Source organism: Lachnospira multipara LB2003, assembly GCF_000702205.1.
GTDB lineage: Bacteria > Bacillota > Clostridia > Lachnospirales > Lachnospiraceae > Lachnospira > Lachnospira multipara_A.
In genome coordinates this window covers 56,480-82,595 of sequence record NZ_KL370871.1, presented here as the reverse complement: position 1 = coordinate 82,595, position 26,116 = coordinate 56,480, and the positions used below count along the sequence as shown (strand labels likewise).

The following is a 26,116-nucleotide window of genomic DNA, read 5'->3' as shown; positions in this document are numbered from 1 at the left end:
TTGGATTTTTTGAGTTTGTTAAAGTTCTTAGTTATGTTAGTAATTGGATTTGTGTTCCTTGTTAAGGGCGCAGATTGGTTTGTTGAAGGCGCTGCAGGTATCGCAGTTAAACTTGGTATTCCAGAAATTATTGTTGGTTTAACAATTGTTGCCATGGGTACATCAGCACCAGAAGCAGCTGTAAGTATTACTTCAGCTTTTAAGGGAAGTGCTGATATTACAATTGGTAATGTAGTAGGTAGTAATATATTAAATGTAGCTGTAATCCTTGGTTTAACAGCTGCTATTACAACAATTGCAGTATTAAAATCAACTGTATTTATTGATATACCTTTTACTTTAGTAGTAACAATTCTATTACTTTTGCTTGGCCTTGATGGAACAGTAGGTAGATTAGATGGTATTATTTTATGGGTATTCTTTATTGGATATCTAGCTTATCTTTTTGTTAGAACAAAGAAAAATAAGAATTCAGATTCTGAAGAAGAGTCAGATGAAATAGAAGCAGGTAAGAAGTTACCTATCTGGAAGCTATTAATTCTTATTGTTATCGGTGTTGTATTAATTGTACTTGGCTCAAATGTAGCAGTAGACGGTGCTAAGGGAATTGCTAAGATTATGGGCATGTCAGATAGACTTATTGGACTTACAATTGTGGCACTTGGTACATCTCTTCCTGAACTTGTAACTTCAGTTACAGCAGCTAAGAGAGGAAGTGCAGATCTTGCAGTAGGTAATATTGTAGGTAGTAACATTTTCAATATCTTATTTGTAGTTGGTACATCAGCTCTTATTATTCCTGTAGCATTCCAGTCAGCATTTATTATTGATGCAATAATTGCTGCAGTTATTATGGTAATTCTATTCCTTTGCGTTGTTAGAAAGAAGGAATTAAGAAGAGTAGGCGGTATCGTATTACTTCTTTCATATGTGGCTTATTTTATATATTTACTTATGAAATAAAAAATAAAAAAATAATATAGCAATTTGTTTAAATTGCTTTACTAGAGCGGCTTAAATAGCTATAATATAGTTAAATGATTTGTTGTATATAGGAGATTAGAATATGAACCTAGGATTATTTATATTATATTTAGCAGCCGCTCTTTTATTAGTTGGAGTGATGATAAGAACTTATTTTGAGCATGAAAAAATAGGCAGAAGTCTCATGCTTACGTATCTTTTTGCTAGTCTTTCTATTATGTCTTATACGCTGAATTTTTTGACAGATAATTATGTTGTGATGTCAGCTGGAATTAGTAATGACATTATTTTTCAGAATTTAATGTTGTTTGCGCTTTATCATTATTGCCTTGATTTTACCAGATTAAGAAACAAATATCTCAATATTTTAGAAGGCATTTTTGCCATTTTGGTCGCAGTTGATTCTGTTGTTTTCATAGTTAATATTTTCAATGAAATCGCCATTAGATATAGTGTGAATATGATAGGTAACTCATATGTTTTAGGATATGAGGTGAATAGTCTTTTTATATATCATACTATAGTTACTTTGGGAATATTTGCTACGATAAATTCTGTATTGATAGTTAAATGCATTAGAATTCCTCTTGTTTATTGGGGAAGATATATTTCTATTGTATTTGGTGGAATCGCAATTCTTATTTTTAAAATACTATTTATTACGAGTATTGTAGATATAAGATTTGATTTTTCAATTCTTTTTTATGCCCTACTTGGTGTTCTTTGCTATTGGAATACTTTCTGGTTTTCAAAGAAGAATATGCTTAATATAACCCATAAGATGATTATAGATCACATGAAAGTACCAGTTGTTTTGTTTGATTATGAGGGAATTGTAGCGGATTTTAATGTGGCTATGTCTAAGATTTTTGATGATTTAAAATACGATGCAAGAGAACAGACTATTGATTGGTTTATAAAGAAAAAGAATTGCCCAGATCTTAGAAAAAAAGAGACATTTACCTGGAAGATTAATGATGATATCTTCGATTGTAGAGTTCATTATTTAAAGAGCAATAATAATAGGATGCTTGGTATGATTTTGGTAATGCAGGATATTACTGAATTAACTAAGGCTTATGATGATTTGGAAAAATCAATAACCTTTGATGCCTTAACAGGAATTTATAATAAATATAGCTTTTATAAGAAAAATAAGGACAGTAATTATAATAGGGTTGTGGTTTGTAATATTGATAACCTGACTTATATTAATGAAAAATTCGGACAGGCAGCAGGGGATAATCTTCTAATAGGACTTGCTAATATTTTAATAGAGAAAACGAAAAAAACTGATTTTGTTGCAAGACTTGATGATGGTGATTTTGCAATTTTGCTTAATGGAAGTGAGATAAAAGTTATAGAGCAAATGACAGAGATAAAAGAAATAATTAGAAAGCGTCTATCAACTAAAAATATATATGTAAATATTGAATTTGGTATTTGCGAAATAGCAGACATGGCTGATTTAGAAAAGTGTGTAAATTTAGCTAGGGAATCCATGGTTAATAAAAAGATGCTATCAACTACATCAAAGAGAAGTTCACTTCTTGGTTCTTTAAAGCAAGGTCTTAATGAATATGATATGCAGACTGATAAGCAGATTGAAAGAGAAAGGGAGCTTTGTGAAAAATTTGCAGATTTTATAGGGCTAACAGATACCGTAAAAGCACAGTTATCAATGCTTGCAGCTCTTCATGATGTTGGTAAGGTTGCGATACCTAATTCAATTCTTATGAAGACTAGCAAATTAGATGAGGATGAAAGAGAACTTATGAAAACTCATACAGAGAAGGGATATAGAATTGCTAAGGCTGCATCTGAACTTGAGCCAATAGCCTTTAGTATTCTAAGTCATCATGAAAGATTTGATGGAACAGGTTATCCTAACGGTCTTATGGGAGAGGATATTCCTTTACTTGCTAGAATGTTTAGTATTGTTGATGCATATGATGCCATGACACATGATAGACCATATAGAAAGGCTATGTCTAAGGAGGATGCAATAGAGGAAATCATTAAGTGTAAGGGCACGCAATTTGACCCAAAACTTGCAGATGAATTTATTAAGCTTATAAGAAAAAGGGGATAGTTAGATGAAGAAGGTAAAACTAAAAGCTAAAAGCAAAAACAATGTTTTTTCCATAGCTTGTGGGATAATTGCGGGACTAGTAGTTGTTTTATTAATAGTCCTTGGAGTTAAAATCTTTGGGAAAAAACCTAAGAAAATGACGCCTAAGATTTTTACATATGAATTAGATGAGAAGGGGAATGTATGTATTACAGGCTTATCTGATTGGGGTAGAGATTCTGCACTTATTGTTATTCCTGAGTCAATAGATGGGCATGAGGTTATAGAAATAGCAGATAATGCCTTTGAATCTAATACAACTATAACTAATGTTACTTTGCCACAAAGCATTAAAAAAATAGGCAACAGGAGTTTTTATAATTGCGTAAAAATAACAGAAATAGAATTGCCATCTAATTTGATTTCTATTGGGGCAGAATGTTTTTATGGAAGCGGAATAAAGGAAATAACTATTCCAAAGTCAACCCTTACAATTGGCTTAAATGCTCTAAATGGTTTTGATACAGTGTATTATTATAGCGATTACATAACGGGTAGCCCTTGGGGTGCGAGTAACGCTAAGCTAATAACTGATTAGTTATAAAGAAAAGTAAGAAAATAAATATAGAAAGATATAGAAAGACCTGATAATTAAATCTTATCAGGTCTTTATGTCTATTATTTAATTAGTCTGTGCTTTATCCAGTCAAGGATGTCTTTATAGACCACGTCTTTGTCTAGTTCATTTAGAATTTCATGTCTATCATTTTCATAAAGTTTTAAAGTAATGTCATTAATGTGTTTTGAATAGATAGTATATAGTTTTTTTACATCCTTACCATAGCCTCCAACGGGATCACATAGACCAGAAGCCATAAGCATTGGAAGGTCAGCTGGTATTTTGTCGATATTATGCTTTTTTTGGATGTATTTAATGTTTCTAAACATTCCCTTATAGGCATTAACAGTAAATAAAAATGTACAATACTTATTATGAACATATTTATCTACAATTTCTTCATCTCTAGTAATCCAGTCGCTAGCAGTCTTGGCATTTGGAATTCTTTTGTTATAGCCAGACATCATAGTCTTAGCAAGAAATTTTGACCTATAACGTTCTCCTTTAAATAAGCCCACAATGTTAGTGAGTATAAGCCCAACACTTACAATTGCAGGTGATTGATTGCCTGTTCCAGAAATAATAACACCATCTAGTTCGTCCCCATAGATGCTGCAATATTTTCTAGTCATAAAAGATCCCATACTATGTCCTAATAGAAAATAAGGTGTGTTAGGGTATTTATCTTTTATAATGTTAGTAAGGTGATGCATATCAAGAATTAAGGCATTTTCTGGCTTATCATGTCTAAAATAACCTAAGTCTTCATCACTTTTTGCTGATTGACCATGCCCTAAGTGGTCATTACCAACAACTAAGATACCAGCTTTATTTAGGAATCTAGCAAAATCGTCATATCGTTCAATATATTCCACCATACCATGAGCTATTTGAACAATAGCAAGTGGAGTTGGAAATACCTTTTTGTCAGGTTCCCAGATTACCACGTGAATGTTGGATTTCTTATCACATGATAAAAAAGAAGTTTGTTTCATAATGTCGTTGTCCTTTCCCCTACTCAAATACTAAGTTTGATTGATTTAATTATACATTGTAAAAAATATAAAAACAAGAATACTTATAGTAACAATTATCAGTATATTAGGAACTATTAAGAAAATAATCAGTACATTAATAAAAATTTCTTGTTGCAATCTTTGGCGTTAATACTGTATAATCTTTCAGATAAGAAAGTTAAACGTAATTTTTTTTATCCAAAAGAAAGCTATGTATAATACATACACAACGTAAGCTTAAAGAGAAAGGAAAAAATTATGATTAGTAAGTTAATTAACAAAATTGTTGAGACTGACGCTCCTATTGTTGTTGGTCTTGATCCTCAGATGAAGTTCATTCCAGAACACATTAAGAGTGCAGCATTTGAAACATATGGTGAAAGCTTAGAGGGAGCTTGTGAAGCTATTTGGCAGTTTAATAAGGAGATTATTGATAAGATATATGATGTTGCTCCTGCTGTTAAGCCACAGATTGCTATGTATGAACAGTTTGGTATTCCTGGCTTGGTTGCATTTAAGAGAACTGTTGATTATTGTCACGATAAGGGCTTAATTGTTATTGGTGATGTTAAGAGAGGCGATATTGGTTCTACTTCAGAGAGTTATGCTATTGCTCATATTGGTAAAATTAAAGTTGGTTCTAAGGAGTTTACTCCATTTGACGAGGATTTCGCAACAGTTAATCCTTATCTAGGTTCGGATGGTATTAATCCATTTATTAAAGTTTGTAATGAGAATGACAGAGGTCTATTTATTCTCGTTAAGACATCTAATCCTTCTTCAGGAGAATTTCAAGATAGAATAATTGATAATAAACCACTTTATGAAATAGTTGGTGAAAAAGTAAGAGAATGGGGTAATGAGTCAATGGATGGCGAATACTCAAATATTGGTGCAGTTGTAGGTGCAACATATCCTGAAATGGGTAGAGCACTTCGTAAAGTTATGCCTAAAAACTATATCTTAGTACCAGGATATGGCGCACAGGGTGGTCAAGGCAAAGACTTAGTAGACTTCTTTAATAAAGACGGCTTAGGAGCAATTGTAAATAGCTCAAGAGGTATCATAGCAGCATACACAAAGGATGCTTACAAAAAATTTGGCGATAAGAACTTTGGCGATGCTGCAAGACAGGCAGTACTAGATATGAAGGCAGACATTAATGGAGCTCTTGGTAAGTAGAGAAGATTGAAGAAGGAGATTTTATGACTTTTAGAGAAAATGCAACTATCGCTAAGGCATCTAAGCTTGCCAACGGCGTATTTGAAATTTGGTTTGAAACTAAGGATATTGCAAAACACGCAATTCCAGGACAGTTTATTTCTGTATATTCTAATTATGGTGAGAGATTACTTCCAAGACCTATTAGTATTTGTAGAGTTGATGGTAATTTACTTAGAATAGTATATAGAGTAGTCGGGGCAGGAACAGATGAATTTTCTAAGATGAAAGCAGGAGAAAGTCTTACAATTCAGGGCCCACTTGGAAATGGATATGAACTTGATAAGATTAAGGATGAAGTTTTAAAGTCAGGTAGAGAATTTAAGAAGGCACTTTTATTTGGTGGCGGAATTGGTGTTCCTCCTATGCTTGAACTTGCAGCAAAATTAGATATTCAGACTGATGTGGTGCTAGGTTATAGAGATAGTGAGAACTTCTTAAAGGATGAATTTTTAAAATGTGCTAATGTTCATATTGCTACAGACGATGGTTCAGTAGGTTTCCATGGCAATGTAATTGATGCAGCTAAGAATGAAGGCTTAGAGGCTGATGTGATTTTTGCATGTGGCCCACTTCCAATGCTTAAGGGCGTTAAAACATTTGCAGAAAGCCTAGGTGTTAAGGCATATATTTCTCTAGAAGAAAAAATGGCATGTGGTATTGGTGCATGTCTTGCATGTGTGTGCAAGACAACAAAAAAAGACGAGCATTCAAAGGTTAATAATGCAAGGGTCTGTAAAGAAGGTCCAGTATTTGATGCAGCGGAGGTAGAAATCTAATGAGTAATGTGAATTTAGGAGTTAATCTTTGTGGTGTTGATTTTAAGAATCCTGTAACAGTTGCATCTGGTACATTTGGTTCAGGTATGGAATATTCTGAGTTTGTTGATCTTAATAGACTTGGAGCAGTTACAACTAAGGGAGTGGCTATTACTCCTTGGGCAGGAAATCCTACACCTAGAATTGCTGAGACTTACGGTGGAATGATTAATGCAATAGGTCTTCAAAATCCAGGCCTGGATACATTTTTAGAAAGAGATATTCCATTTCTTAAGAAATATGATACTAAGATTATTGTAAATGTATGTGGTCACTCAGAGGAAGAGTATGTTGAAGCAGTTAAGCGTCTTAGCAGTGCACCTGTTGATATGCTTGAAATTAATATTTCTTGTCCTAATGTTAAAGAAGGTGGTATTGCTTTTGGAACTGTGCCTTCTTCAGCTGAAAAAATCACAAAGGCAGTTAAAGCTGTAGCTAAACAGCCTATTATTATGAAACTTTCACCTAATGTAACAAGCATAGCTGATATGGCAAGAGCTTGTGAAGCTGGTGGTGCTGATGCAGTTTCTCTTATCAATACTCTTACAGGTATGAAGATTGATATTAATAAAAGAACTTTTGCCCTAGCAAATAAAACTGGTGGCATGTCAGGACCAGCAGTTAAGCCAGTGGCTGTTCGTATGATATATGAAGTCGCTAATGCTGTTAAACTCCCAATAATTGGTATGGGAGGTATTAGAAGTGCAGAAGATGCCCTTGAATTTATTATGGCAGGTGCTAGCATGGTTTCAGTAGGAACAGCAAACTTTAATGACCCAACAACTACAATTAAGGTAATCGAGGGCTTAGAAAAATTCTGTGAAAAACAGGGTGTGAAGGATATTAATGAATTAATAGGCTGTGTTAAATAAAAAATATTAAGCTAAAAACAAAATAATATACAGATTATTAATAATCCATCAAGTTCGTACTACTAATTGAATATAAACAATATAGGTGATATAATATATTTATTGAATTCCGTGAAAAAATAATAGGAGGTATTATATGCCAGATTCAGTTAGTAGTAAGAACGGTATTGCAGGGTTAAGTATGCTTAAACTCTTAATGCTTTTTGGATTATTACCAACATTAATTGTTTCTTGCGTACTAGTTATTGTTAGTGGGACAATTATTAGTGGAAGTTTATCAGAACAATATGATGAACAGGTGGATGTGATTGATGCACAGTTTAACACATATGTGCAGCAGCTATATGAAAATGTAGGTGAATCATTTTTTACCAAGCCCGATAAAGACTACACATACGTAGATAGCTTTAAGAATGAAAATGTTGAACTTACAGTATTTATTGGTGATACTAGAGCAATGACATCTCTTAAGGATTCATCTGGTAAGAGAATTGAAGGTACTAAGGCTAGTGATGAAGTAATTAAGACCGTTATACAAAGTGGCAAAACTTACGAAAGTAAAAATGCTACGGTTAATGGCGAAAAATATTACGTTCACTATGCTCCTATAAAGCTTAATAGCGGTGAAATTGTGGGCATGACATTTGCTGGTAAGAAAGCTTCTTTAATTGAAGATGATATAAAAGTAGCAATTATCAAGCTGATTATTGCAGCAGTTATATTAGCAGTAATTTTTGTTGTAGTTATTTACTTCATGTCTAAGGTTATTAGAAAGGCATTAGAATTAATTGCAAATTCATTACAAAAAATTGCTTCTGGTGACTTGGAATCTAGCATAGAAATACCAAGTAAGATTAAAGAAAACAAGAAAATGGTTGATGCCTTAACTAATGTACAAGGTATGTTATCTGATTCTATTGGAAAGGTTAAGAGTGTAACTGATGATCTTTCAAAGGGAATTGATAGAGTTGAGGCTTCATCATCTGAATCAGCATCAGCTGCTGGTCAGATTGAAAATGCTGTTGAAGAATTGTCAAGTATGGCACAGCATATGGCAGAAAATGTATCAAATGTTAATGGTAACGTATCTGATATGGATGTTACAGTTAATGATATTAGTGAAAAAATCACAATGCTTGCAGATAATTCAGATAATATGGATAGGGCAAGTTCGGCAGCAGCAGATTGCATGCAGAAGGTATTATCATCTAATAAGATTAGTGCAGATGCAGTAGAGTCAATTAATAAGCAGATTTTACTTACTAATGAATCAATTAATAAGATTAATGATGCTATTACACTTATTATTGGAGTTGCTAGTAGAACCAAGTTACTTTCATTAAATGCTTCTATTGAGGCAGCTCGTGCAGGTGAAGCAGGTAAAGGTTTTGCAGTTGTAGCTCAAAATATTAGTCAGTTAAGTGAACAAAGTAATGATTCAGCAGCAACAATTAGAGAGATTGCAGCAGAAATGCTTGAAAATTCATCTGAGACTGTTAAACTTGCTGAGGGCATTATGGAAACAATGTCTAATGAACATCAAAGCATTAATGATGCACAAAATAGATTTAGTGAATTAAACGATGCAATTAGAGATTCTATTGAAAAAATCAAAGAAATCGATACTAAGACAGAAACATTAAAGTCAATAGGTGTTGAAATCGTTGGTTCTGTTGAAGAATTAAGCGCATTATCAGAAGAAAATGCTGCAAGAAACCAGGAAGTAAATGGAAATATCTCTAATATTGTAGTAAGTATTGAAAATATTGCTAATAACATGTCTAAGATGAAGAAGTTGAAAGAAACATTAACTGATGCAACATCTGTATTTAAGTAAAGAAAACTTAAACTTGAATTATTGCTAGAATTGAAATATCAATGTATAATAGTCGGGAAAGATTTTCTTTTCCGACTATTTTTTAGGGTCTTACCCTAACTAATATAATATAAAGGAAAGATAGTGAGGAATTAAAAATGGAACAGTACAAGCAGGAATTTATTGAATTCATGGTTAAAAGTGATGTGTTAAGATTTGGAGAATTTACATTAAAGAGTGGTAGAAAATCTCCATTTTTTATGAACGCTGGTTTATATGTAACAGGAGAACAATTAACTAAGTTAGGTGAATACTATGCTAAGGCAATTCATGATAATTACGGTGATGATTTTGATGTATTATTTGGACCAGCATATAAGGGTATTCCTCTTTCAGTAGCAACTGTTATGGCATATCATAAATTATATGGTAAGGAAATTAGATATTGCTCTAATCGTAAGGAAGCAAAGGATCATGGTGATGCTGGAATTTTACTTGGTAGCCCAATTAAGGATGGCGATAGAGTAGTTATTATAGAAGATGTAACAACAAGTGGTAAGTCGATTGAAGAGACATTCCCTATTATTAAGGCTCAGGGTGATGTTGAAATCAAGGGACTTATGGTATCACTTAATAGAATGGAAAGAGGCAAGGGAGAGAAGTCTGCTTTAGTAGAAATTACAGAAAAATATGGCTTCCCTGCTAATGCAATCGTTTCTATGTCAGATGTTGTTGAGCACTTATATAATAAGGAATGTAATGGCAAAGTTGTTATTGATGATAAGATCAAAGCTGATATTGATGAATATTATAAGCAATATGGTGCTGTTAATAACTAGAAAAGTATAAATCTGCTATATGGCAGTTATAAAATAATATGGAGGTAGGGATAATGGACGAAAAGCTTTATAAAAAAGTAAAGTCAGTAGGTGTATCAAGCCTTGTATTTGGAATTATTACAATTGCAGCAGGAATTGGAATTGGAATTGTAATGCTTGTAAATGGTGCACGTCTATTAGCACATAAGTCTGATACATTATTTTAAAAGAGAGTGAATTTATGGAGATAATGTCCTAGAAATAGGACATTATCTTTTAGTTTGGAGAGAATATGAAGAATAAGAAAACAATAGGGATTGCATTGTGGTTTAGTTTTTTTATATATTTAGGAATCCTTATTTATTTGGTATTTTTTGCAGAGAGTTTAGGAAGGGGAGGCTCTTGGGCACAGACAACTGACGTTTCCTTAAATGTTAATTTGGTACCATTTAATGAAATTAAGAGATTCGTTAGTTTTTTAGGGGATACAACCTATGGTTCTATGGCAATGCTTAATTTAGCTGGAAACGTAGTTTTATTTATGCCAATGGGATTTTTAATTCCTTGCGTATTTAGAAAATCTGGTTTTTTACAGACTGTAGTATTATCTTGCATCTTAAGCTTTGTAATTGAATGTGTGCAGCTCTATACAAAACTTGGCTCATTTGATGTGGATGATATTATACTTAACACAATAGGTGCAATAATAGGCTTTTTATTATTTGTTATTTTAAGGCCTTTGAAATAATTAAATCGGAGAAATCAAAATGAAAATTTTTAATAAATATAAATTCTCAAATAAAAATCAAACATTAGGTGGAACTATATCAACAGCCCTTGGTATACTATCTTTAGCTAGCTTATCTTATGGTATATATATTTCTACTTTAGCAGATGGTAATGCAGGTTTAAAGGTGGGAAGTTTAGCACTACTTAGTCTTGTGTTATCATCAATGGGCACAGCTATAGGATTGCTTTCCTTTAGGGAATCGGATAAATTCTATACTTTATCTAAAGTAGGTTCTATGCTATGCGGTATATTAACTGTTTTTATGCTAGCAATATTATTGATGGGAGTATAATATGTTTAATGATAATTTAGAAGAAAGATATAATCTTTCTATTGATAGAATTAAAGAAATCAGCCAGAATGCTGAGCTAGATAATGAGGAATTAGCTAGATTTTACATGTATGAGGCTAAATTTATAGTTAAGTTAGATGAGATTTATAAACTTTCTAAAAGCGGAAAGTTAGATGATTACTCATTAGAAGAATTACAGAAATTAAATAAGTCTCTTTATGAAGAATTAGATCCTAAGCTATATGGTACTTGTTATGGTAATCCTAAATATGCATGTGGGATTTTTGGTGAGGATCTAGGAAAAATCCTATCTTTTCTCTATGTTGAATTAAGAGGACTTATTGTGCTTGCTTTTGAGACAAGATTAGATGAAATGGTAGCATTGCAAGAATTATTTATTGAATGCTATTTATTTGGAAACAATGTAAATGAATTAAAAGATGCAATTTATTGGTATGTAAGTGATTATTCAGATGATTTGATTGAAGAAAGAATTAAGGAATTACTTGACCCAGATGAGGATTTTGCTACAAGAATTATTATGGATTCAGATTTAACAGATTTGAGATATCTCTACAAATTTGGGGAATATATTACAGATAATGAGCTAAAGACTGCAAAATATCTTAATACATTAAGTGATGAAGAAATAAATTCTATGGCTCGTACATTTACTGAAGGCTATAGAAAGGGATTTGAACTTACAGGTAAAGATATAACTAAGAAAAAGACTGTAAATATAAGATTTTGTCTAGGCTTTGAAAGACTTGTTAGAGAAGAAATCAAGGAATTTGCAAAGATAGGTTTAAAACCAACAATTTATAGAGCAGCTTATAACTCTATAAATAAGACAATTAGTGGTGCTAAGGTAGGATATTATGGTGCAATAGCTAATAAGCAATTTGAATATGACCATAAGCAAGACTATGCGCTTTACTTTAACAACGATTTTGTAGAAAGAAAGTTAGGAGCAACAAGACTTGCCTACGAAAAATATAAGGACTTAGCATCAGTTCATGGTGGTCCTGCCGTAATGGAAGTGTTTGGCGAAACACCATTTGAACCAGAGAATAATGATTTTTCTTATAAATTATCAGATAAGCAGCAGAAAATGATAGTAAAGTATTCTAATGAAGCGTCAGCTATAGTTAATAACTATATTAAGGGTGAAGAAAGAAGCTTTACAATAATAGCTTATCCAACACCAGAAATTGGCGATAAATTTGAAGAGATTTTTGGCGAAACAGTTAAGATAAATACTCTTGATTATGACAAATATAAGACTATTCAAGAAAAGATAATTGATGCATTAGATAGAGCTAAGTATGTGGAAGTTAAGGGACAGAATGGCAATACAACTGATATAAAGGTTTCTATAATGAAGGTTAATAATCCAGATAAAGAAACTGTTTTTGAAAATTGCCTTGCAGATGTAAATATTCCTCTTGGTGAGACTTTTACATCACCAGTATTAAAGGGCACAACAGGAAGAATCAATGTTTCATCAGTATTCTTAAATGACCTTAAATTTACTAATTTAACAGTGGATTTAAAGGATGGTTTTGTAACTGACTATTCTTGCGATAATTTTAAGGATGAAGATGGCGGCATGGAAAAAGGTCGTGAAATGTTTAAGGCTAACGTCCTTTATAACCATGAAACTCTTCCAATGGGAGAATTTGCCATAGGAACTAATACAACAGCCTATGTAATGGCTAATAAATATGACATAGTTTATAAGCTTCCTATCCTTATAGTTGAGAAGATGGGCCCACACTTTGCATTAGGAGACACATGCTATGATAGAGCAGAAGATGTAAAGGTTTATAATCCTAATGGCAAGGAAATTATTTCAAGGGATAATGAAGTATCAATCCTTAGAAAAAGCAATCCAGATAAGGCGTATTATAATTGCCACACAGATATTACAATTCCATATGATGAAATTGGAAATATTACAGTAGTTGATTATGATAATAATAGAACAGACATTATTAGAAATGGCAGATTTGTTCTTGAGGGAACATTAAGTCTAAATGATCCATTTAACGAATAATAAACATACATATTGATAAGAAATAGTAAAACCTCCAAAGAGTGAGACAATCATTCTTTGGAGGTTTATTTTAGTTATTGTCTTATTTTAGTTATCGTCTTTCTTTATATGAGAAAAAACATAGATTGTAAGACCTATCATAAGGATGGCGCATACAATAAAGGATGTAGGGTATGTTAATAGGACACCCCAGATACTTCCGATTTTTGGAGCTATAATAATAATCCATAAAATTCTATATAAACAAAGTGAAAGCAACATAATAACCATAGGTGCCAATGTGTTGCCAGTTCCTCTTATGGAACCTGCAAGAGAATGGCATATACTTAAACACATATAAAATGGAGCAAGTGCTTTAATAGATAGAATACCATAGTTTATAACTTCTTGATCTCTAGAGAATAGTCCGATAATTTCTCTACTAAAGCCAAGCATTATAACTGATATTATGGCGGTATAAACAAGACCTATAGAAAGAACAATCCATATACCTTTATAAACACGGTCCATTTTTTTAGCACCGATATTTTGACCAATAAAAGTAGTAGCTGCAAGGCTTATGCTAAGTATTGGTAAAATATTAAAGCCGTCAACTTTCATATAGGCTGCAAAACCTGCAGTGGCATTAGTCCCATAGGCATTTACACCAGCCTGGATTAGTACATTAGAAAGAGCAATTACTGCATTTTGAATGGCAGTTGGTAGGCTGACCATAATAATCTTAATTGACATATCCTTATATAATCTAGCCTGTCTAATATCCACATGATAAGGAAGATGTGTCCTTGCTAGATAAATAATAGCTAGTGTACTTGATATAAATTGGCTTATATCTGTTGCAATGGCAGCTCCGGCAATTCCAAGTTTTAAAAATGCTACAAAATAAAAATCTAAGATTATATTAACAACACTTGCAATTCCTAAATATAGAAGTGATCGTTTAGAATCACCAAAGGCATTTAGAATACCTGCTGCCATATTATAAATAACATTAAAGATAATACCAACAAAATACAGTCTTAGATAAATAGTTGCATTGGACAGAACATCACTTGATGTATTAATAAGAACTAATAAAGGTTTAGCAGAAATAACACCAATAATAGAAGTTATTAAACCAATAATTATACCTATTGCAAGAGTTGATTTTAGGCATAGATCAAGGCGCTTATAGTCTTTAGCACCGTATAATTGAGACAATATAATGCCAGCACCACTTGCAGCTCCCAAAAAGAAGCAGGATATAAGATATATAAGCATACCGCTAGATCCAACAGCGGCAAGGGCTTGTTTTCCTACGAAATTACCAACAATTAGGGAATCTGCAGTGTTATATAATTGTTGTAGTAGATTTCCAAGTATAAGTGGAATTGAAAATAAAAGTATAGATTTAAAGATACTTCCATTAGTCATATCTAAAGAGTTTTTCTTTATAGAATCTGTTGTAGTTACATTACTTGAGTCCATATTTAAATCCTTTCTGAGTAAATCTAAGTATATAGGGCAGTTTATCCCACCATATAAAAGACATTTTATACATACACAAGAAAAAATATTAGCATAAATGAAAGAAATTACAACTATACTAGTACTATAGTACTACAATATACTATGAGTATTACTACCTTATGTATTTTAAAAATACAATCTGAAATTTATGTCAAAATATCCCCCTATTAGGGGGGGATTTGTGATTGCTATATTAATGCTAATATATTTATATCAAAAGACGTGATCACAATTTAATAAAAGATGTCTTTTTAAGAAAGTTAACTTTTAAGGAAGTTAACTTAAAGGACAAAAGAAAGTAGTGGGTGACTATGTTAAGGAGGATGAAATATGGCGAAGATATTTAAGAAACTCAAAGTTAAAAAGTATATTAGTATACTTATTAGTGCTGTAATGATTTTGACAACACTATTTGGAGCAATTGGAACAATAGTTGCTTCAGCAGAAGATACTTCACTTTTAACATTAAATAAAGTTGCTGAGGCAGTTGAAGGCGAAGATAATACATGGGACATTACCCTTAGTGTTTCAGGTAAGAAAGCTATTACAACAACAGAAGTAGTAATGGTAATAGATCTTTCAACAAGTATGTTAGGTGATAAAATTAAAAATGTAAGAAACGCAGCAAAGAGCGCTGCTTCTGCATTATTAGCAAATGAGGTTACAACAGTTTCTCTTGTAACATATGGAAAAAATTATAGCAATAAAGGTACATATACAAAGGATACGCTTAATGCTTTATTAACTGCAATTGATAATTTAACAATTGATAGCAATACAGGTACAAATATTCATGCAGGATTATATGAAGCAAGACAGATTTTGGAAGCGTCAGATGCAGATAGAAAATATGTAATGCTTATGACAGATGGAGAACCTACTTACGCATATGGTATTAAGAGTATTTCTCTTGATATTAATAATTATTGTAGAGCTGGTAATTCAAAACATTTTAGTACAGGTTCTGGTAGTAGATATATTGATGTGTATAATACAGGAAGACAATATATAACATATTTAAATGATGTAGACGAATATGAAATAACAGAAATTGTTTATGATAATGATGCAATTATGGGAAAAGGTAATTCATCGATACATGAATTATATAGAGCAATTCCTGAAAGTGATAGAATATGTGAACATAATAATGAAGCACCAGAATATGCAAACATAAAGAATGTTATTGTGAAAGCAACAGATTATGAAGCTGACTTAATTAAGGATAGCGGGGCAGAAATCTATGGTATAGGTGTTGGATTAACAACTAGTACACAGGAAATTTTAAAGGGATTTACATCAGGTGATGATTATGTAATGTATGCAACAGATAGTGCACAAAGCATTAGTGAAGCATTTAGTACAATTGCAGGTAAGATTAGAAATGCAGCGGAATCAGCTGTAGTAACGGATCCAATGGGTGAGTGCTTTAATTTAAAGGGAATGACAGTTGATAGTGTTATATCTAAATCACAGGGAGATGTAGCATATAACGAGGAAACAGATAGTTTAACTTGGAATATAGGTACAATTTATGAAGGCGTACCAGCAACATTAACTTATAGAATTGTAGTAGATCCAGATATGTTAGATTCAATGAATGAGGATGAAACATATCCAACTAATAAAACAACAACAATAAGCTATATTAACAATAAGGGAGAAGAAGCAACACAAGAATTCCCAATTCCTATGGCAGGAATTACAAAAGCTTCTATTAAAGTTAATTCAATTAAGGTAGATGAGAATGGAAATAAGGTAGGTGATATTAGCACAGAGTATGTAAATTCAAATGATACTCTAAGTAATGAATTTGTAAACACAACATTTGGAAGACACACAGTTACAGCAAAAGACCTAACTGCTGACAAATTAGTATTCAAAGGAATTGAATACGAAGGTAACACAACAACAAACAATAGCGTAGATGTTATTACAAGTAAGGTAACACCTACAAAAGAAGTAACAATTAAGTACTATGAGAAGACTAAGAGCAATGTAGTAATTAACTACTATAAGGATTCACTTGAAGGTGAACTCCTTGGAACAGATAAAGAATCACTTGTTAATATGGAAGTAGGATCAGATATAACACTTAATGCTAGTCTATTAGGTCAGTTTAGACCAGCTGGTTATAATACTGGCGTAATTGCTGAGGGAAGCGCTAAGGTAGTAAATATTGATGATTCACTTAACGTAGTTAATGTAGTATATGATACAAAGACACAGTTACCATATGAAGTTAATTACTATAAAGATTCAATTGCACCAAGTAATTTAATAGGTGCTCCAGTTACAGGAGTAGGAGAATTTGGAACACAAATTCCAGTAGATGTAGAAGGTAAGGCACCAGAAGGTTACAAGGTTAATGGAACAGTTTCTTATAGTGAAGGTGGAAACGGTACAATAACAGAAGATGCAGATCTTAATGTAGTTAATGTAGTATATGAAAAGGATGCATTCAAATATGTAATCAAGTACTATAAGGATGAAATTAAAGATCAGGATGGGTATCTTCTAGCAACAGTTAATAAAGATGCAGTAACTTTTGGAGATAAGATTTTAGCAGCAGACGTAGATAATACATATGCTAAGCCAGATGGTTATGAAGCAGGTATTGTTTCTGGAGACCTTACGATTAGTGCTAACGAAGCTGATAATGTGATTACAGTTCTTTATTCAAATAAAGCAAAAGTTGGTTATATTATTAGATATTATGATGGTAGCGTTAATGAAAACAATAAAATTGGTGATGACGTAATAAATGAAAATGCAATCTTTGAAAGTGAGATTAAACTTACTGATGAAGAGTTAAATGCTAAGAAGCCAGAACCAAAAGAAGGTTATAACGATGGCGTAGTAGATGAAGCTACAAGTGCTAAGATTGTAACAGCTGACATTAACAATAATGTAGTAAATGTAATCTATACTAAGGCAGTAATTGGTTATACAATTAAGTACTATAAAGATACAGTAGAAGATAATAATTTAATTGGTGATCCAGTATATGCAGAAGCTACATATGGTGAAGGAATTGATATTACAGATGCAATTAATGCTAAAAAACCAGACTTTGGATATAAGGATGGTGAAATCCAGGCAGGCAGTGCAACAGTAGTTTCAGAGAATTTAGAGGATAATGTAGTAATTGTCCTTTATGAAAAAGATAGCTTTAAGTATACAGTTAATTACTTCTTAATTGATAATGAAGAGGCATTTTTAACAGTAGAAGATAAAGCAGAATTTGAGAGTGATATTCCATATGTAACAAAGGCAAGTGATCTTGGAGAAGATTACAAGGAAACTTTAGAGGGTTATGAGGCTGAAGGCGTAGCAGAACTTGATGCAGAAGGAAATGGTAAAGTAACATACAATCCAGATAAGAATATTGTAAATGTAACATTTGATTTAGCAGATGTTGAGTATACAATTAACTACTTTAAACAGGTATTAAATACTGAAACAAAGGAATTAGAAGTAGAGTCAATTGAAACATTAACTGGTATGGCAATGAATAAAGCAACAGTTAACTACGAAACAGTTGATAACGTAATCCTTAGAAGAAGCGCAAGAGTTACAAGCATTAATGTAGATGTAGATAAGAACATGCCTGAAAGAGGTTATACAAATGAGGTTCTTGTAGAAGGACCAGATAAATTAGGAGTAAATAAAGTTGATAATGAAATTAATATTACTTATCAGTTAGGTAAATTTGATGTGACTGTTGAATATTATTTCGATAATGTGTTAGATGAAGAATTAACAGAAACAAATCCTGAATATTATGGATTAGAGGTTAACTCATACGAAGATAAGATTAAGGATGGATATGAATTCTCATCAGTAGAAGGTTTAGGATTAGGAGTTTCAGATAATGTAGAAGACAATGTAATTAAGGTTTACTACACTATCAAGGAAGTTCCAACAGAAAAACCAACAAATCCACAGCCAACTACAGAAGTTGCAGCAGATGAAGACGTAGTTACAAAGCCAGCACCAACAGAAGATATTGGAGAAATTGCAGCAGATGAAGATTTCGTAGATATTGGAGAGGTTGCGGCAGAAGAAGCTATAGTAGATGTTGGAGATGTTGCAGCTGACACAACACAGACAGGCGATAACAACAGAACTAGAATGATATACTTCATGGCAATAATGTTATTTGCTGGAGCTTTAGTAGTCATTACATCAAAGAAATCAAGTAAGGAAGACTAAAGCAAACTAACATAGAGATGTATATAGTGTACCCACACAAAATATATCTTTTAGTAAGGGAGAGGGACCTGCTAACTTAGCAGGTCCTTTTTTCTTGCTTTTTTAATGTAATTTTAATCTTTGCTAAATTTAGCATTAATATAACTGCTTTATTCTAAATACAAGCTAAGGAGCCATATAATAACAACTCTAAGTTAATTCATAAAAATATGGACTTTAGCAAATAATAAATATACAATAAATTTAGAATAAAGGAGATAAGATATGGATAAGTTAGAAAAGGTCGAAAAAATCATTGAAAAGACAGGTGTTAGCTATGAAGATGCTAAGATAGCCCTTGAAAATAGTAATGAGGATATCTTGGATGCAATTTGTTACCTTGAAAGAATGGGTAAAATTAACAAAGGTCAAACTGCCTTTTATACAGTTGAAAAAGGTGAAAATAAAACAGACGAACAATTTGCAAGAGCTCAGGCTAATTATGAGAATTCGGTTAAGGATGAAAAATTTAGTGATGTATTTTCCTCATTATGCAGATGGTGTAAGAAAGTATTAGACAAATCCTTTGAGGTGTGTTTATTAGTAAAAAAACACGACAGAGAAATAGCTAAGATTCCAGTTTTTTTCCTTGTTTTATTATTAATTTTTGCATTTTGGGTTGTTATTCCATTAATGATTATAGGATTATTTTTCGAGATAAGATATAGTTTTGTTGGGATTGGCAAGGTAAGTGTGGATGTTAATGAAATGTGCGATAAATGCGCAGATAAAGTTGATGATTTAAAAAACAAAATCAACAACTAGATTTAAAGAATAAAGAAAGAATAGGATTTAGTTATGAGCAAAGTGCTAATTGTAGAGGATGAGGTTAAGATAGCTAGATTTTTAGAGCTAGAATTAGGACACGAAGGATATGAAGTACAGACATGTGTAGATGGTAGAGAAGGACTTAATTTAGCCCTTGAAATGGACTTTGATTTAATATTACTTGATGTAATGCTTCCAGGTTTAAACGGCTTGGAAGTATTACGTCGTTTAAGATTACAAAAAAACACACCAGTTATTATGTTAACTGCAAGAGACGCTGTGATGGATAAGGTTTCAGGCCTTGATGCAGGAGCAGATGATTATATAACAAAGCCCTTTGCCATAGAGGAATTATTAGCAAGAATTCGTGTAGCAATAAAGCATAAGGCAAGTGATAATAAAGATAGTTAACAAAGAGAAAGCAATAAGGAAAACTCCATTATAGCAGAGGATGAGATTCTTAGAATAAAGAATGTTTCATTATCGATTTTAAGACATGAAGTAAAGGTGGGACAAGATATAGTAGAGCTTACCAATAGAGAGTTTGAGCTGTTAAAGTGCTTAATGGAGAACAAAAACATAGTATTAAATAGGGAACAACTACTTAATAAGGTATGCGGATATGATTATTACGGAGAAACTAACATAATAGATGTTTACATTAGATACTTGAGAACTAAAATTGATGATAAATATGGCATAAAATTAATACAAACCGTGCGTGGTGTTGGGTATGTAATAAAGGAATAGTCTATGGAAAATGATAAGAATAAAAGACAGAGCTCCGTTGCAAGAAAAATAAATTTTAGAGTATGGTTACATACATTAAAGCTAGTGATTGTAATGGATATGGGGATATTAATAGCAAGTTTTGCATTGTTTTTTTATCAGAATTTTAAAACATCAGGTTTTAGTGTGGATATAAAGCAGGTTTGTGATTTTTATGATAATTATGTTGAAATAGGCGTGATTATATTAATTGCAGAGTTTATTTTTCTTGTGGAAAGTCTTTTTAATACCAAGATAATTAGAAAGCAGTTAAGGACATTAAATGATTTGGCGATTCAGGCAGAGGTTCTAGCTAAAAGCGCAAACCAAGCCTCCCTTGATCATTTAGAAGAAGTGTTAAATGCAGCAGATGAGACAGTTACAAGTATTAAACTAGGAGATAAGGATTTAGAAAGTTTAGAAATTGCCATTAACAGTTTAATTAGAAGGTTGCAGGAAGCTAAAAATTCTCAGGCTCGTTTTGTATCGGATGCATCTCATGAACTAAGAACCCCAATAGCGGTAATTCAGGGCTATGTTAACATGTTAGATAGATGGGGAAAGGATGATAGAGAAATTCTAGAAGAGTCAGTAAATGCTATAAAAAATGAATCTGATCATATGAAAGAGCTAATAGAACAGCTACTTTTCCTAGCAAGGGGAGATAGTGGCAGAAATATTCTTAATAGACGAGATTTTTATATAGAGGAAATGCTTTATGAGATTTGGGAAGAATCCTTAATGGTTGATGAAGAGCATATTTACAGACTAGATAATATAGACGAAATTGAGAAATTAATAAAAAAGACAGCAGACATAGAAGATCCCAAGGAAAAATTCGCAGTATTAGATAATAAGTTTCACAAGATTAATGGGGATTATGGCATGATAAAGCAGGCGGCTAGAATCTTTTTACAAAATGCAGCTAAATATTCAGAAAGTCACTCAGTTATAAGGATTGGTGTGTATAAAGAAGGTGCTGGATTTTTAATACAAGATGAGGGTATTGGAATGAATAATAGTGAGATATCCCATATTTTTGAGCGATTCTATAGATCTGATGAAGTTAGAAATTCAACTACTGGTGGTTCTGGACTAGGACTTTCAATTGCAAAGTGGATAGTGGATGCCCACGAAGGCAAAATAGAAGTTTTATCAAGACCTGAATTTGGCACAAGATTTATGGTTTCATTTAAGTAGATAACTAAAAAAGCGATTTTTCTTCATATCATGGAAAAATAAAATGAATTAGTTTGATTGAAAATGATTGAAAAAAAAGGACAAATGGGGATGGTTTCGCCTTGACCTTCATAATAAAAGCAAGTACAATATTATGGTGTTTGGTGCATTAAATAAGGCACTAGGCACCATAATTTTTGTACAGGCAATAATTTTTTTGCTTGTTTATGCCAAATTTACTAAGGCAAGATTATGAAAGAAAAAGACCGAATGGTCAATATAATTAAAATTTAGGAGGAACGAAGACTATGGCATTAGTTGGAATTGTCATGGGTAGTGATTCTGATATGCCTGTTATGGCTAAGGCAGCAGATATCCTAGAGAAGTTCGGCATTTCATATGAAATGACAATTATCTCAGCCCACAGAGAACCTGACGTATTTTTTGAATACGCGAAGACTGCAGAGGAGAAAGGGTTTAAAGTTATTATTGCAGGAGCAGGTATGGCAGCCCACCTACCGGGTATGTGCGCAGCTATTTTCCCTATGCCAGTTATTGGTATCCCAATGCATACAACTTCCCTAGGTGGAAGAGATTCATTATATTCAATCGTACAGATGCCTTCAGGCATTCCAGTTGCAACAGTTGCAATTAATGGAGGTGCTAATGCAGGTATTCTCGCAGCTAAGATCTTAGCAACATCTGATTCACAATTATTATCAAAATTAAAGGACTATACTAAAGAAATGAAGGAAGGCGTACAAGCAAAGGACGCAAAGCTTCAAGAAGTAGGATATAAAAATTACACAAAGTAATTAGGCTTTTGGCTAATTAAACAAGATAATTAAGCTTTGGGCTGATTAAACAAAATAATTTTTATGAAGGATTAAAAGAATTTTAAAAACAAAAATTTAGAACACATTTGCTTAATAAATGGGCAAAAATAAATTAAAAAGAATGAGGTAGAAAAATGGATTACAAAAAGTCTGGTGTTGATATTGAGGCAGGTTACAAGGCAGTAGAACTTATGAAGGAGCACGTTGCTAAGACAATGAGACCTGAAGTACTTGGCGGTCTTGGCGGATTTTCTGGAGCTTTCTCATTAGAGAAGTTTAAGGGGATGGAAAAGCCTACATTAGTTTCAGGTACAGATGGTGTTGGTACAAAGCTTAAGATTGCTTTCACACTTGATAAGCATGATACAGTAGGTATTGACTGTGTTGCTATGTGCGTTAATGATATTGCTTGTGCAGGTGGAGAACCTTTATTCTTCCTTGACTATGTAGCATGTGGTAAGAACGAACCTGAGAAGATTGCTACAATCGTTAAGGGTGTAGCTGAAGGATGTCTTCAGTCAGAATGTGCACTTATTGGTGGTGAAACAGCAGAAATGCCAGGTTTTTATCCAGTTGATGAATATGATTTAGCTGGTTTTGCAGTTGGTATCGTTGATGAGAAGGATTTAATTACAGGTAAGGACATTAAGGCTGGTGATACACTTATTGGTATTACATCAAGCGGTGTTCACTCAAATGGTTTCTCACTTGTTCGTTCAGTATTCACAATCACAGAAGAATCTCTTAATACATATTATGATGCCCTTGGAAAGACTTTAGGTGAGGCTTTAATTGCTCCAACTAAGATTTATGTTAAGGCTTTAAAGAGCGTTAAGAATGCTGGCGTTAAGATTAAGGGCTGCTCACATATTACAGGTGGTGGTTTCTATGAAAATATTCCTAGAATGCTCCACGATGGTGTAAGAGCTGTAGTTAAGAAGGATTCTTATGAAGTACCTGCAATTTTTAAGATGCTTCAAAATGACGGTGACATCGAAGAAAAGATCATGTATAACACATTTAACATGGGTATTGGTATGGTTCTTGCAGTTGATCCAGCAGATGCTGATAAGACATTAGAGGCTCTAAAGGCAGCAGGCGAAGAAGCTTACGTAATCGGTCAGATTGAAGAAGGCGAGAAGGGAGTTACTGTATGCTAAGAGTAACGGTCTTAGTTTCAGGTGGCGGAACTAATCTTCAAGCAATTATAGATGCAGTTAATAATGGAACAATTAAGAATACTAAGCTTGTAGGTGTTATTTCTAATAATGCAGGAGCTTATGCCCTAGAGAGAGCAAAAAAAGCTAATATTCCTAGCTTTTGCATTTCTCCTAAGGATTATGAATCAAGAGAAATCTTTAACGATGCACTTTTAGCTAAGGTTAAGGAGCTTGAAACTGATTTAGTAGTACTTGCAGGTTTCTTAGTTAGAATTCCAGAAAAGATGGTTCATGAATTTTCTCATAGAATCATTAATATCCATCCATCACTTATTCCATCATTTTGTGGAGTAGGTTACTATGGACTTAAGGTTCATGAAGCAGCTCTTGCTAAGGGAGTTAAGGTTTCAGGAGCTACAGTTCACTACGTAGATGAAGGCATGGACACAGGAGAAATTATCTTCCAAAAGGCCGTTGAGGTTAAGGATGATGATACTCCAGAAACACTACAAAGAAGAATAATGGAAGAGGCTGAATGGAAGTTACTTCCAGCAGCAATTAATAAGATAGCTTTGAATAGTTAACTTGGGAAGGGAAAATTATGAAGGTTTTAGTTGTAGGTAGCGGCGGAAGAGAGCATGCAATTTGTTGGAAATTATCTAAGAGTGTTAAGGTTGATAAGATTTACTGTGCACCAGGTAATGCAGGTATTGCAAGTCTTGCAGAATGCGTTGATATTAAGGCTATGGAATTTGATAAGCTAGTAGCTTTTGCTAAGGAGAAGGAAATTGACCTTACAGTTATTGGTATGGATGATCCTTTAGTTGGCGGTATTGTTGATGAATTCGAGAAGGAAGGACTTAGAGTTTTCGGACCTAGAAAGAATGCAGCAATCCTTGAGGGTAGTAAGGCATTTTCTAAGGACTTAATGAAGAAATACAATATTCCAACAGCTGCTTATGAAACATTTAATTCAGCAGACGCAGCTAAGAAATACTTAGAAGAAGAGGCAGAATTCCCAATCGTACTTAAGGCTGATGGCTTGGCCCTAGGTAAGGGTGTTTTAATCTGTGAAACTAAGGAAGAGGCTCTAGCTGGTGTTGATGAACTTATGCTTGATAAGAAGTTTGGTTCAGCAGGCGATAGAATTGTAATTGAAGAATTCATGACAGGTCGCGAAGTTTCAGTACTTTCTTTCGTAGATGGTAAGACTATTAAGATTATGGCTTCAGCGCAAGATCATAAGAGAGCTAAAGATAATGATGAAGGCTTAAATACAGGCGGTATGGGTAACTTCTGTCCATCACCTTTCTATACAGATGAAGTTGATGATTTCTGCAAGAAGTATGTATATCAGGCAACTGTAGATGCTATGGCTAAGGAAGGCAGAGAATTTAAGGGAGTTATTTTCTTTGGCCTTATGCTTACACCAAAGGGACCAAGAGTATTAGAGTATAATGCTAGATTTGGTGATCCAGAAGCTCAGGTTGTACTTCCAAGAATGAAGAATGACATTGTTGATGTATTCGAGGCATGTATTGATGGAACACTTGATAAGATTGACTTAGAATTTGTTGATGATGCTTGTGTTTGTGTTGTATTAGCATCTGATGGCTATCCAGTTTCATACAAGAAGGGCTTTGAAATCAAGGGTATGGAGAAGTTTGAAGGAAAGGATGACTACATCCTATTCCACGCTGGAACTAAGTTTAATGAAGAAGGTAAGATCGTAACAAACGGCGGTAGAGTTCTTGGTGTAACAGCTCTAGGTAAGAGTCTAAAGGAAGCTAGACGCAAGGCTTATGAGGCAACACAGTGGGTTGAGTTTGAGAACAAGTACATGAGAACTGATATAGCTAAGGCTGTAGAGAATATGTAATAAAGGCTTTAGGTGAGAGTGGCTGCAAGGCAGCCACTCTTTTTTTATTGGGCTGGGGAGTAGGAGTAGTGTGAGTTGGGGTTTGTTTGGGAGTGAAGTGTGAAATAGGAGTTGCTGTGCGTTGGGACTGAAGGCGGCTGGAAATTTTTGCAGGCAATTTAGGCAGTTTCCGTTTTTACCTGTAAATGGAAAGCAAGTTTTTGTAGGCTATACAGTCAATGGGATTATTTTATAGATTTGGGGGTATCAAACTTACTTTAATTTTTAAATAGTTACAGGTAAAGTAAGAAAAACTAGAGTTTAACTGTAGTGGGGTAATAAAAAGAATTTAATAAGCTACGGGTAATTCTGGAAAAATGGTAAGTTGATTGTAGTGGAACTAATCTAACT

21 protein-coding genes and 1 pseudogene are annotated in these 26,116 nt (G+C 33.2%); 20 read left to right on the top strand and 2 right to left on the bottom strand.

Translation table 11 applies throughout. The annotated features are described in order from the left end of the window. The 3 genes from T537_RS0109820 (at position 1) to T537_RS0109810 (ending at position 3,653) form a co-directional block, all read left to right on the top strand. The gene (locus T537_RS0109820) at positions 1-963 is read left to right on the top strand and encodes a calcium/sodium antiporter (protein ID WP_242839183.1); all 963 of its coding nucleotides are present in this window, start codon (positions 1-3) and stop codon (positions 961-963) included. Between the two features lie 103 nt (positions 964-1,066). After that, positions 1,067-3,076 carry an HD domain-containing phosphohydrolase gene (locus tag T537_RS0109815; RefSeq protein ID WP_031557623.1) on the top strand — a complete coding sequence of 670 codons (2,010 nt, stop codon included), beginning with the start codon at positions 1,067-1,069 and terminating at the stop codon, positions 3,074-3,076. Between the two features lie 4 nt (positions 3,077-3,080). Further along, positions 3,081-3,653, top strand: a complete 573-nt coding sequence (locus T537_RS0109810) for a leucine-rich repeat domain-containing protein (protein ID WP_031557620.1) — start codon at positions 3,081-3,083, stop codon at positions 3,651-3,653. An 80-nt stretch (positions 3,654-3,733) separates the two neighbouring features. Here the strand turns inward: T537_RS0109810 and T537_RS0109805 are convergent, their stop codons facing one another. Further along, entirely contained in the window at positions 3,734-4,669 is a 936-nt protein-coding gene (locus T537_RS0109805; protein WP_031557618.1) for an alpha/beta fold hydrolase, read from the bottom strand. Between the two features lie 279 nt (positions 4,670-4,948). Between T537_RS0109805 and pyrF the strand changes: the two genes are divergently transcribed. The 9 genes from pyrF to T537_RS0109760 all read left to right on the top strand — a co-directional run bounded on the left by pyrF (position 4,949) and on the right by T537_RS0109760 (position 13,373). Beyond that, complete coding sequence (pyrF, locus tag T537_RS0109800) at positions 4,949-5,872, top strand: orotidine-5'-phosphate decarboxylase (RefSeq protein WP_031557615.1); 924 nt, start codon at positions 4,949-4,951, stop codon at positions 5,870-5,872. Between the two features lie 23 nt (positions 5,873-5,895). Continuing rightward, a complete protein-coding gene (locus T537_RS0109795; RefSeq protein WP_031557612.1) occupies positions 5,896-6,690 on the top strand; it encodes a dihydroorotate dehydrogenase electron transfer subunit in 795 nt (264 codons plus the stop codon). An 8-nt stretch (positions 6,691-6,698) separates the two neighbouring features. Then, positions 6,699-7,601 (top strand): dihydroorotate dehydrogenase, encoded by a 903-nt coding sequence (locus T537_RS0109790; protein ID WP_031557611.1) that lies wholly within the window; start codon positions 6,699-6,701, stop codon positions 7,599-7,601. A 136-nt stretch (positions 7,602-7,737) separates the two neighbouring features. After that, positions 7,738-9,438 carry a methyl-accepting chemotaxis protein gene (locus T537_RS0109785; protein WP_031557609.1) on the top strand — a complete coding sequence of 567 codons (1,701 nt, stop codon included), beginning with the start codon at positions 7,738-7,740 and terminating at the stop codon, positions 9,436-9,438. 137 nt (positions 9,439-9,575) lie between these two features. Next, entirely contained in the window at positions 9,576-10,256 is a 681-nt protein-coding gene (gene pyrE / locus T537_RS0109780) for an orotate phosphoribosyltransferase (protein ID WP_031557606.1), read from the top strand. Positions 10,257-10,309: 53 nt separating this feature from the next. Then, entirely contained in the window at positions 10,310-10,462 is a 153-nt protein-coding gene (locus tag T537_RS12965) for a hypothetical protein (protein WP_197018739.1), read from the top strand. Between the two features lie 65 nt (positions 10,463-10,527). Further along, positions 10,528-10,983, top strand: a complete 456-nt coding sequence (locus T537_RS0109770; RefSeq protein WP_031557603.1) for a VanZ family protein — start codon at positions 10,528-10,530, stop codon at positions 10,981-10,983. Between the two features lie 19 nt (positions 10,984-11,002). Then, positions 11,003-11,317 (top strand): DUF6142 family protein, encoded by a 315-nt coding sequence (locus tag T537_RS0109765; RefSeq protein WP_027437317.1) that lies wholly within the window; start codon positions 11,003-11,005, stop codon positions 11,315-11,317. A gap of 1 nt (position 11,318) precedes the next feature. Beyond that, complete coding sequence (locus tag T537_RS0109760) at positions 11,319-13,373, top strand: aminopeptidase (protein WP_031557601.1); 2,055 nt, start codon at positions 11,319-11,321, stop codon at positions 13,371-13,373. Positions 13,374-13,460: 87 nt separating this feature from the next. On the opposite strand, the gene T537_RS0109755 is transcribed toward T537_RS0109760, so the two are convergent. Beyond that, the gene (locus T537_RS0109755; RefSeq protein ID WP_051637215.1) at positions 13,461-14,840 is read right to left on the bottom strand and encodes an MATE family efflux transporter; all 1,380 of its coding nucleotides are present in this window, start codon (positions 14,838-14,840) and stop codon (positions 13,461-13,463) included. Positions 14,841-15,212: 372 nt separating this feature from the next. On the opposite strand from T537_RS0109755, the gene T537_RS0109750 reads away from it, so the two are divergent. The 8 genes and pseudogenes from T537_RS0109750 (at position 15,213) to purD (ending at position 25,726) form a co-directional block, all read left to right on the top strand. Next, positions 15,213-19,097, top strand: a complete 3,885-nt coding sequence (locus T537_RS0109750; protein WP_031557597.1) for a VWA domain-containing protein — start codon at positions 15,213-15,215, stop codon at positions 19,095-19,097. A gap of 264 nt (positions 19,098-19,361) precedes the next feature. Beyond that, the gene (locus T537_RS0109745; protein ID WP_031557595.1) at positions 19,362-19,901 is read left to right on the top strand and encodes a hypothetical protein; all 540 of its coding nucleotides are present in this window, start codon (positions 19,362-19,364) and stop codon (positions 19,899-19,901) included. 33 nt (positions 19,902-19,934) lie between these two features. Beyond that, positions 19,935-20,654, top strand: a pseudogene (locus T537_RS13270) (response regulator transcription factor). Between the two features lie 3 nt (positions 20,655-20,657). Further along, positions 20,658-21,872 carry a sensor histidine kinase gene (locus T537_RS0109735; RefSeq protein ID WP_031557593.1) on the top strand — a complete coding sequence of 405 codons (1,215 nt, stop codon included), beginning with the start codon at positions 20,658-20,660 and terminating at the stop codon, positions 21,870-21,872. A gap of 287 nt (positions 21,873-22,159) precedes the next feature. Further along, complete coding sequence (gene purE / locus T537_RS0109730; RefSeq protein ID WP_027437324.1) at positions 22,160-22,666, top strand: 5-(carboxyamino)imidazole ribonucleotide mutase; 507 nt, start codon at positions 22,160-22,162, stop codon at positions 22,664-22,666. Positions 22,667-22,821: 155 nt separating this feature from the next. Continuing rightward, complete coding sequence (gene purM / locus T537_RS0109725) at positions 22,822-23,847, top strand: phosphoribosylformylglycinamidine cyclo-ligase (protein WP_027437325.1); 1,026 nt, start codon at positions 22,822-22,824, stop codon at positions 23,845-23,847. Next, positions 23,841-24,431 (top strand): phosphoribosylglycinamide formyltransferase, encoded by a 591-nt coding sequence (purN, locus tag T537_RS0109720; protein ID WP_027437326.1) that lies wholly within the window; start codon positions 23,841-23,843, stop codon positions 24,429-24,431. Before purM ends, purN begins: the two co-directional genes overlap by 7 nt. A 17-nt stretch (positions 24,432-24,448) precedes the next feature. Beyond that, positions 24,449-25,726, top strand: a complete 1,278-nt coding sequence (gene purD, locus T537_RS0109715) for a phosphoribosylamine--glycine ligase (protein WP_031557591.1) — start codon at positions 24,449-24,451, stop codon at positions 25,724-25,726. Positions 25,727-26,116: the final 390 nt, after the last annotated feature.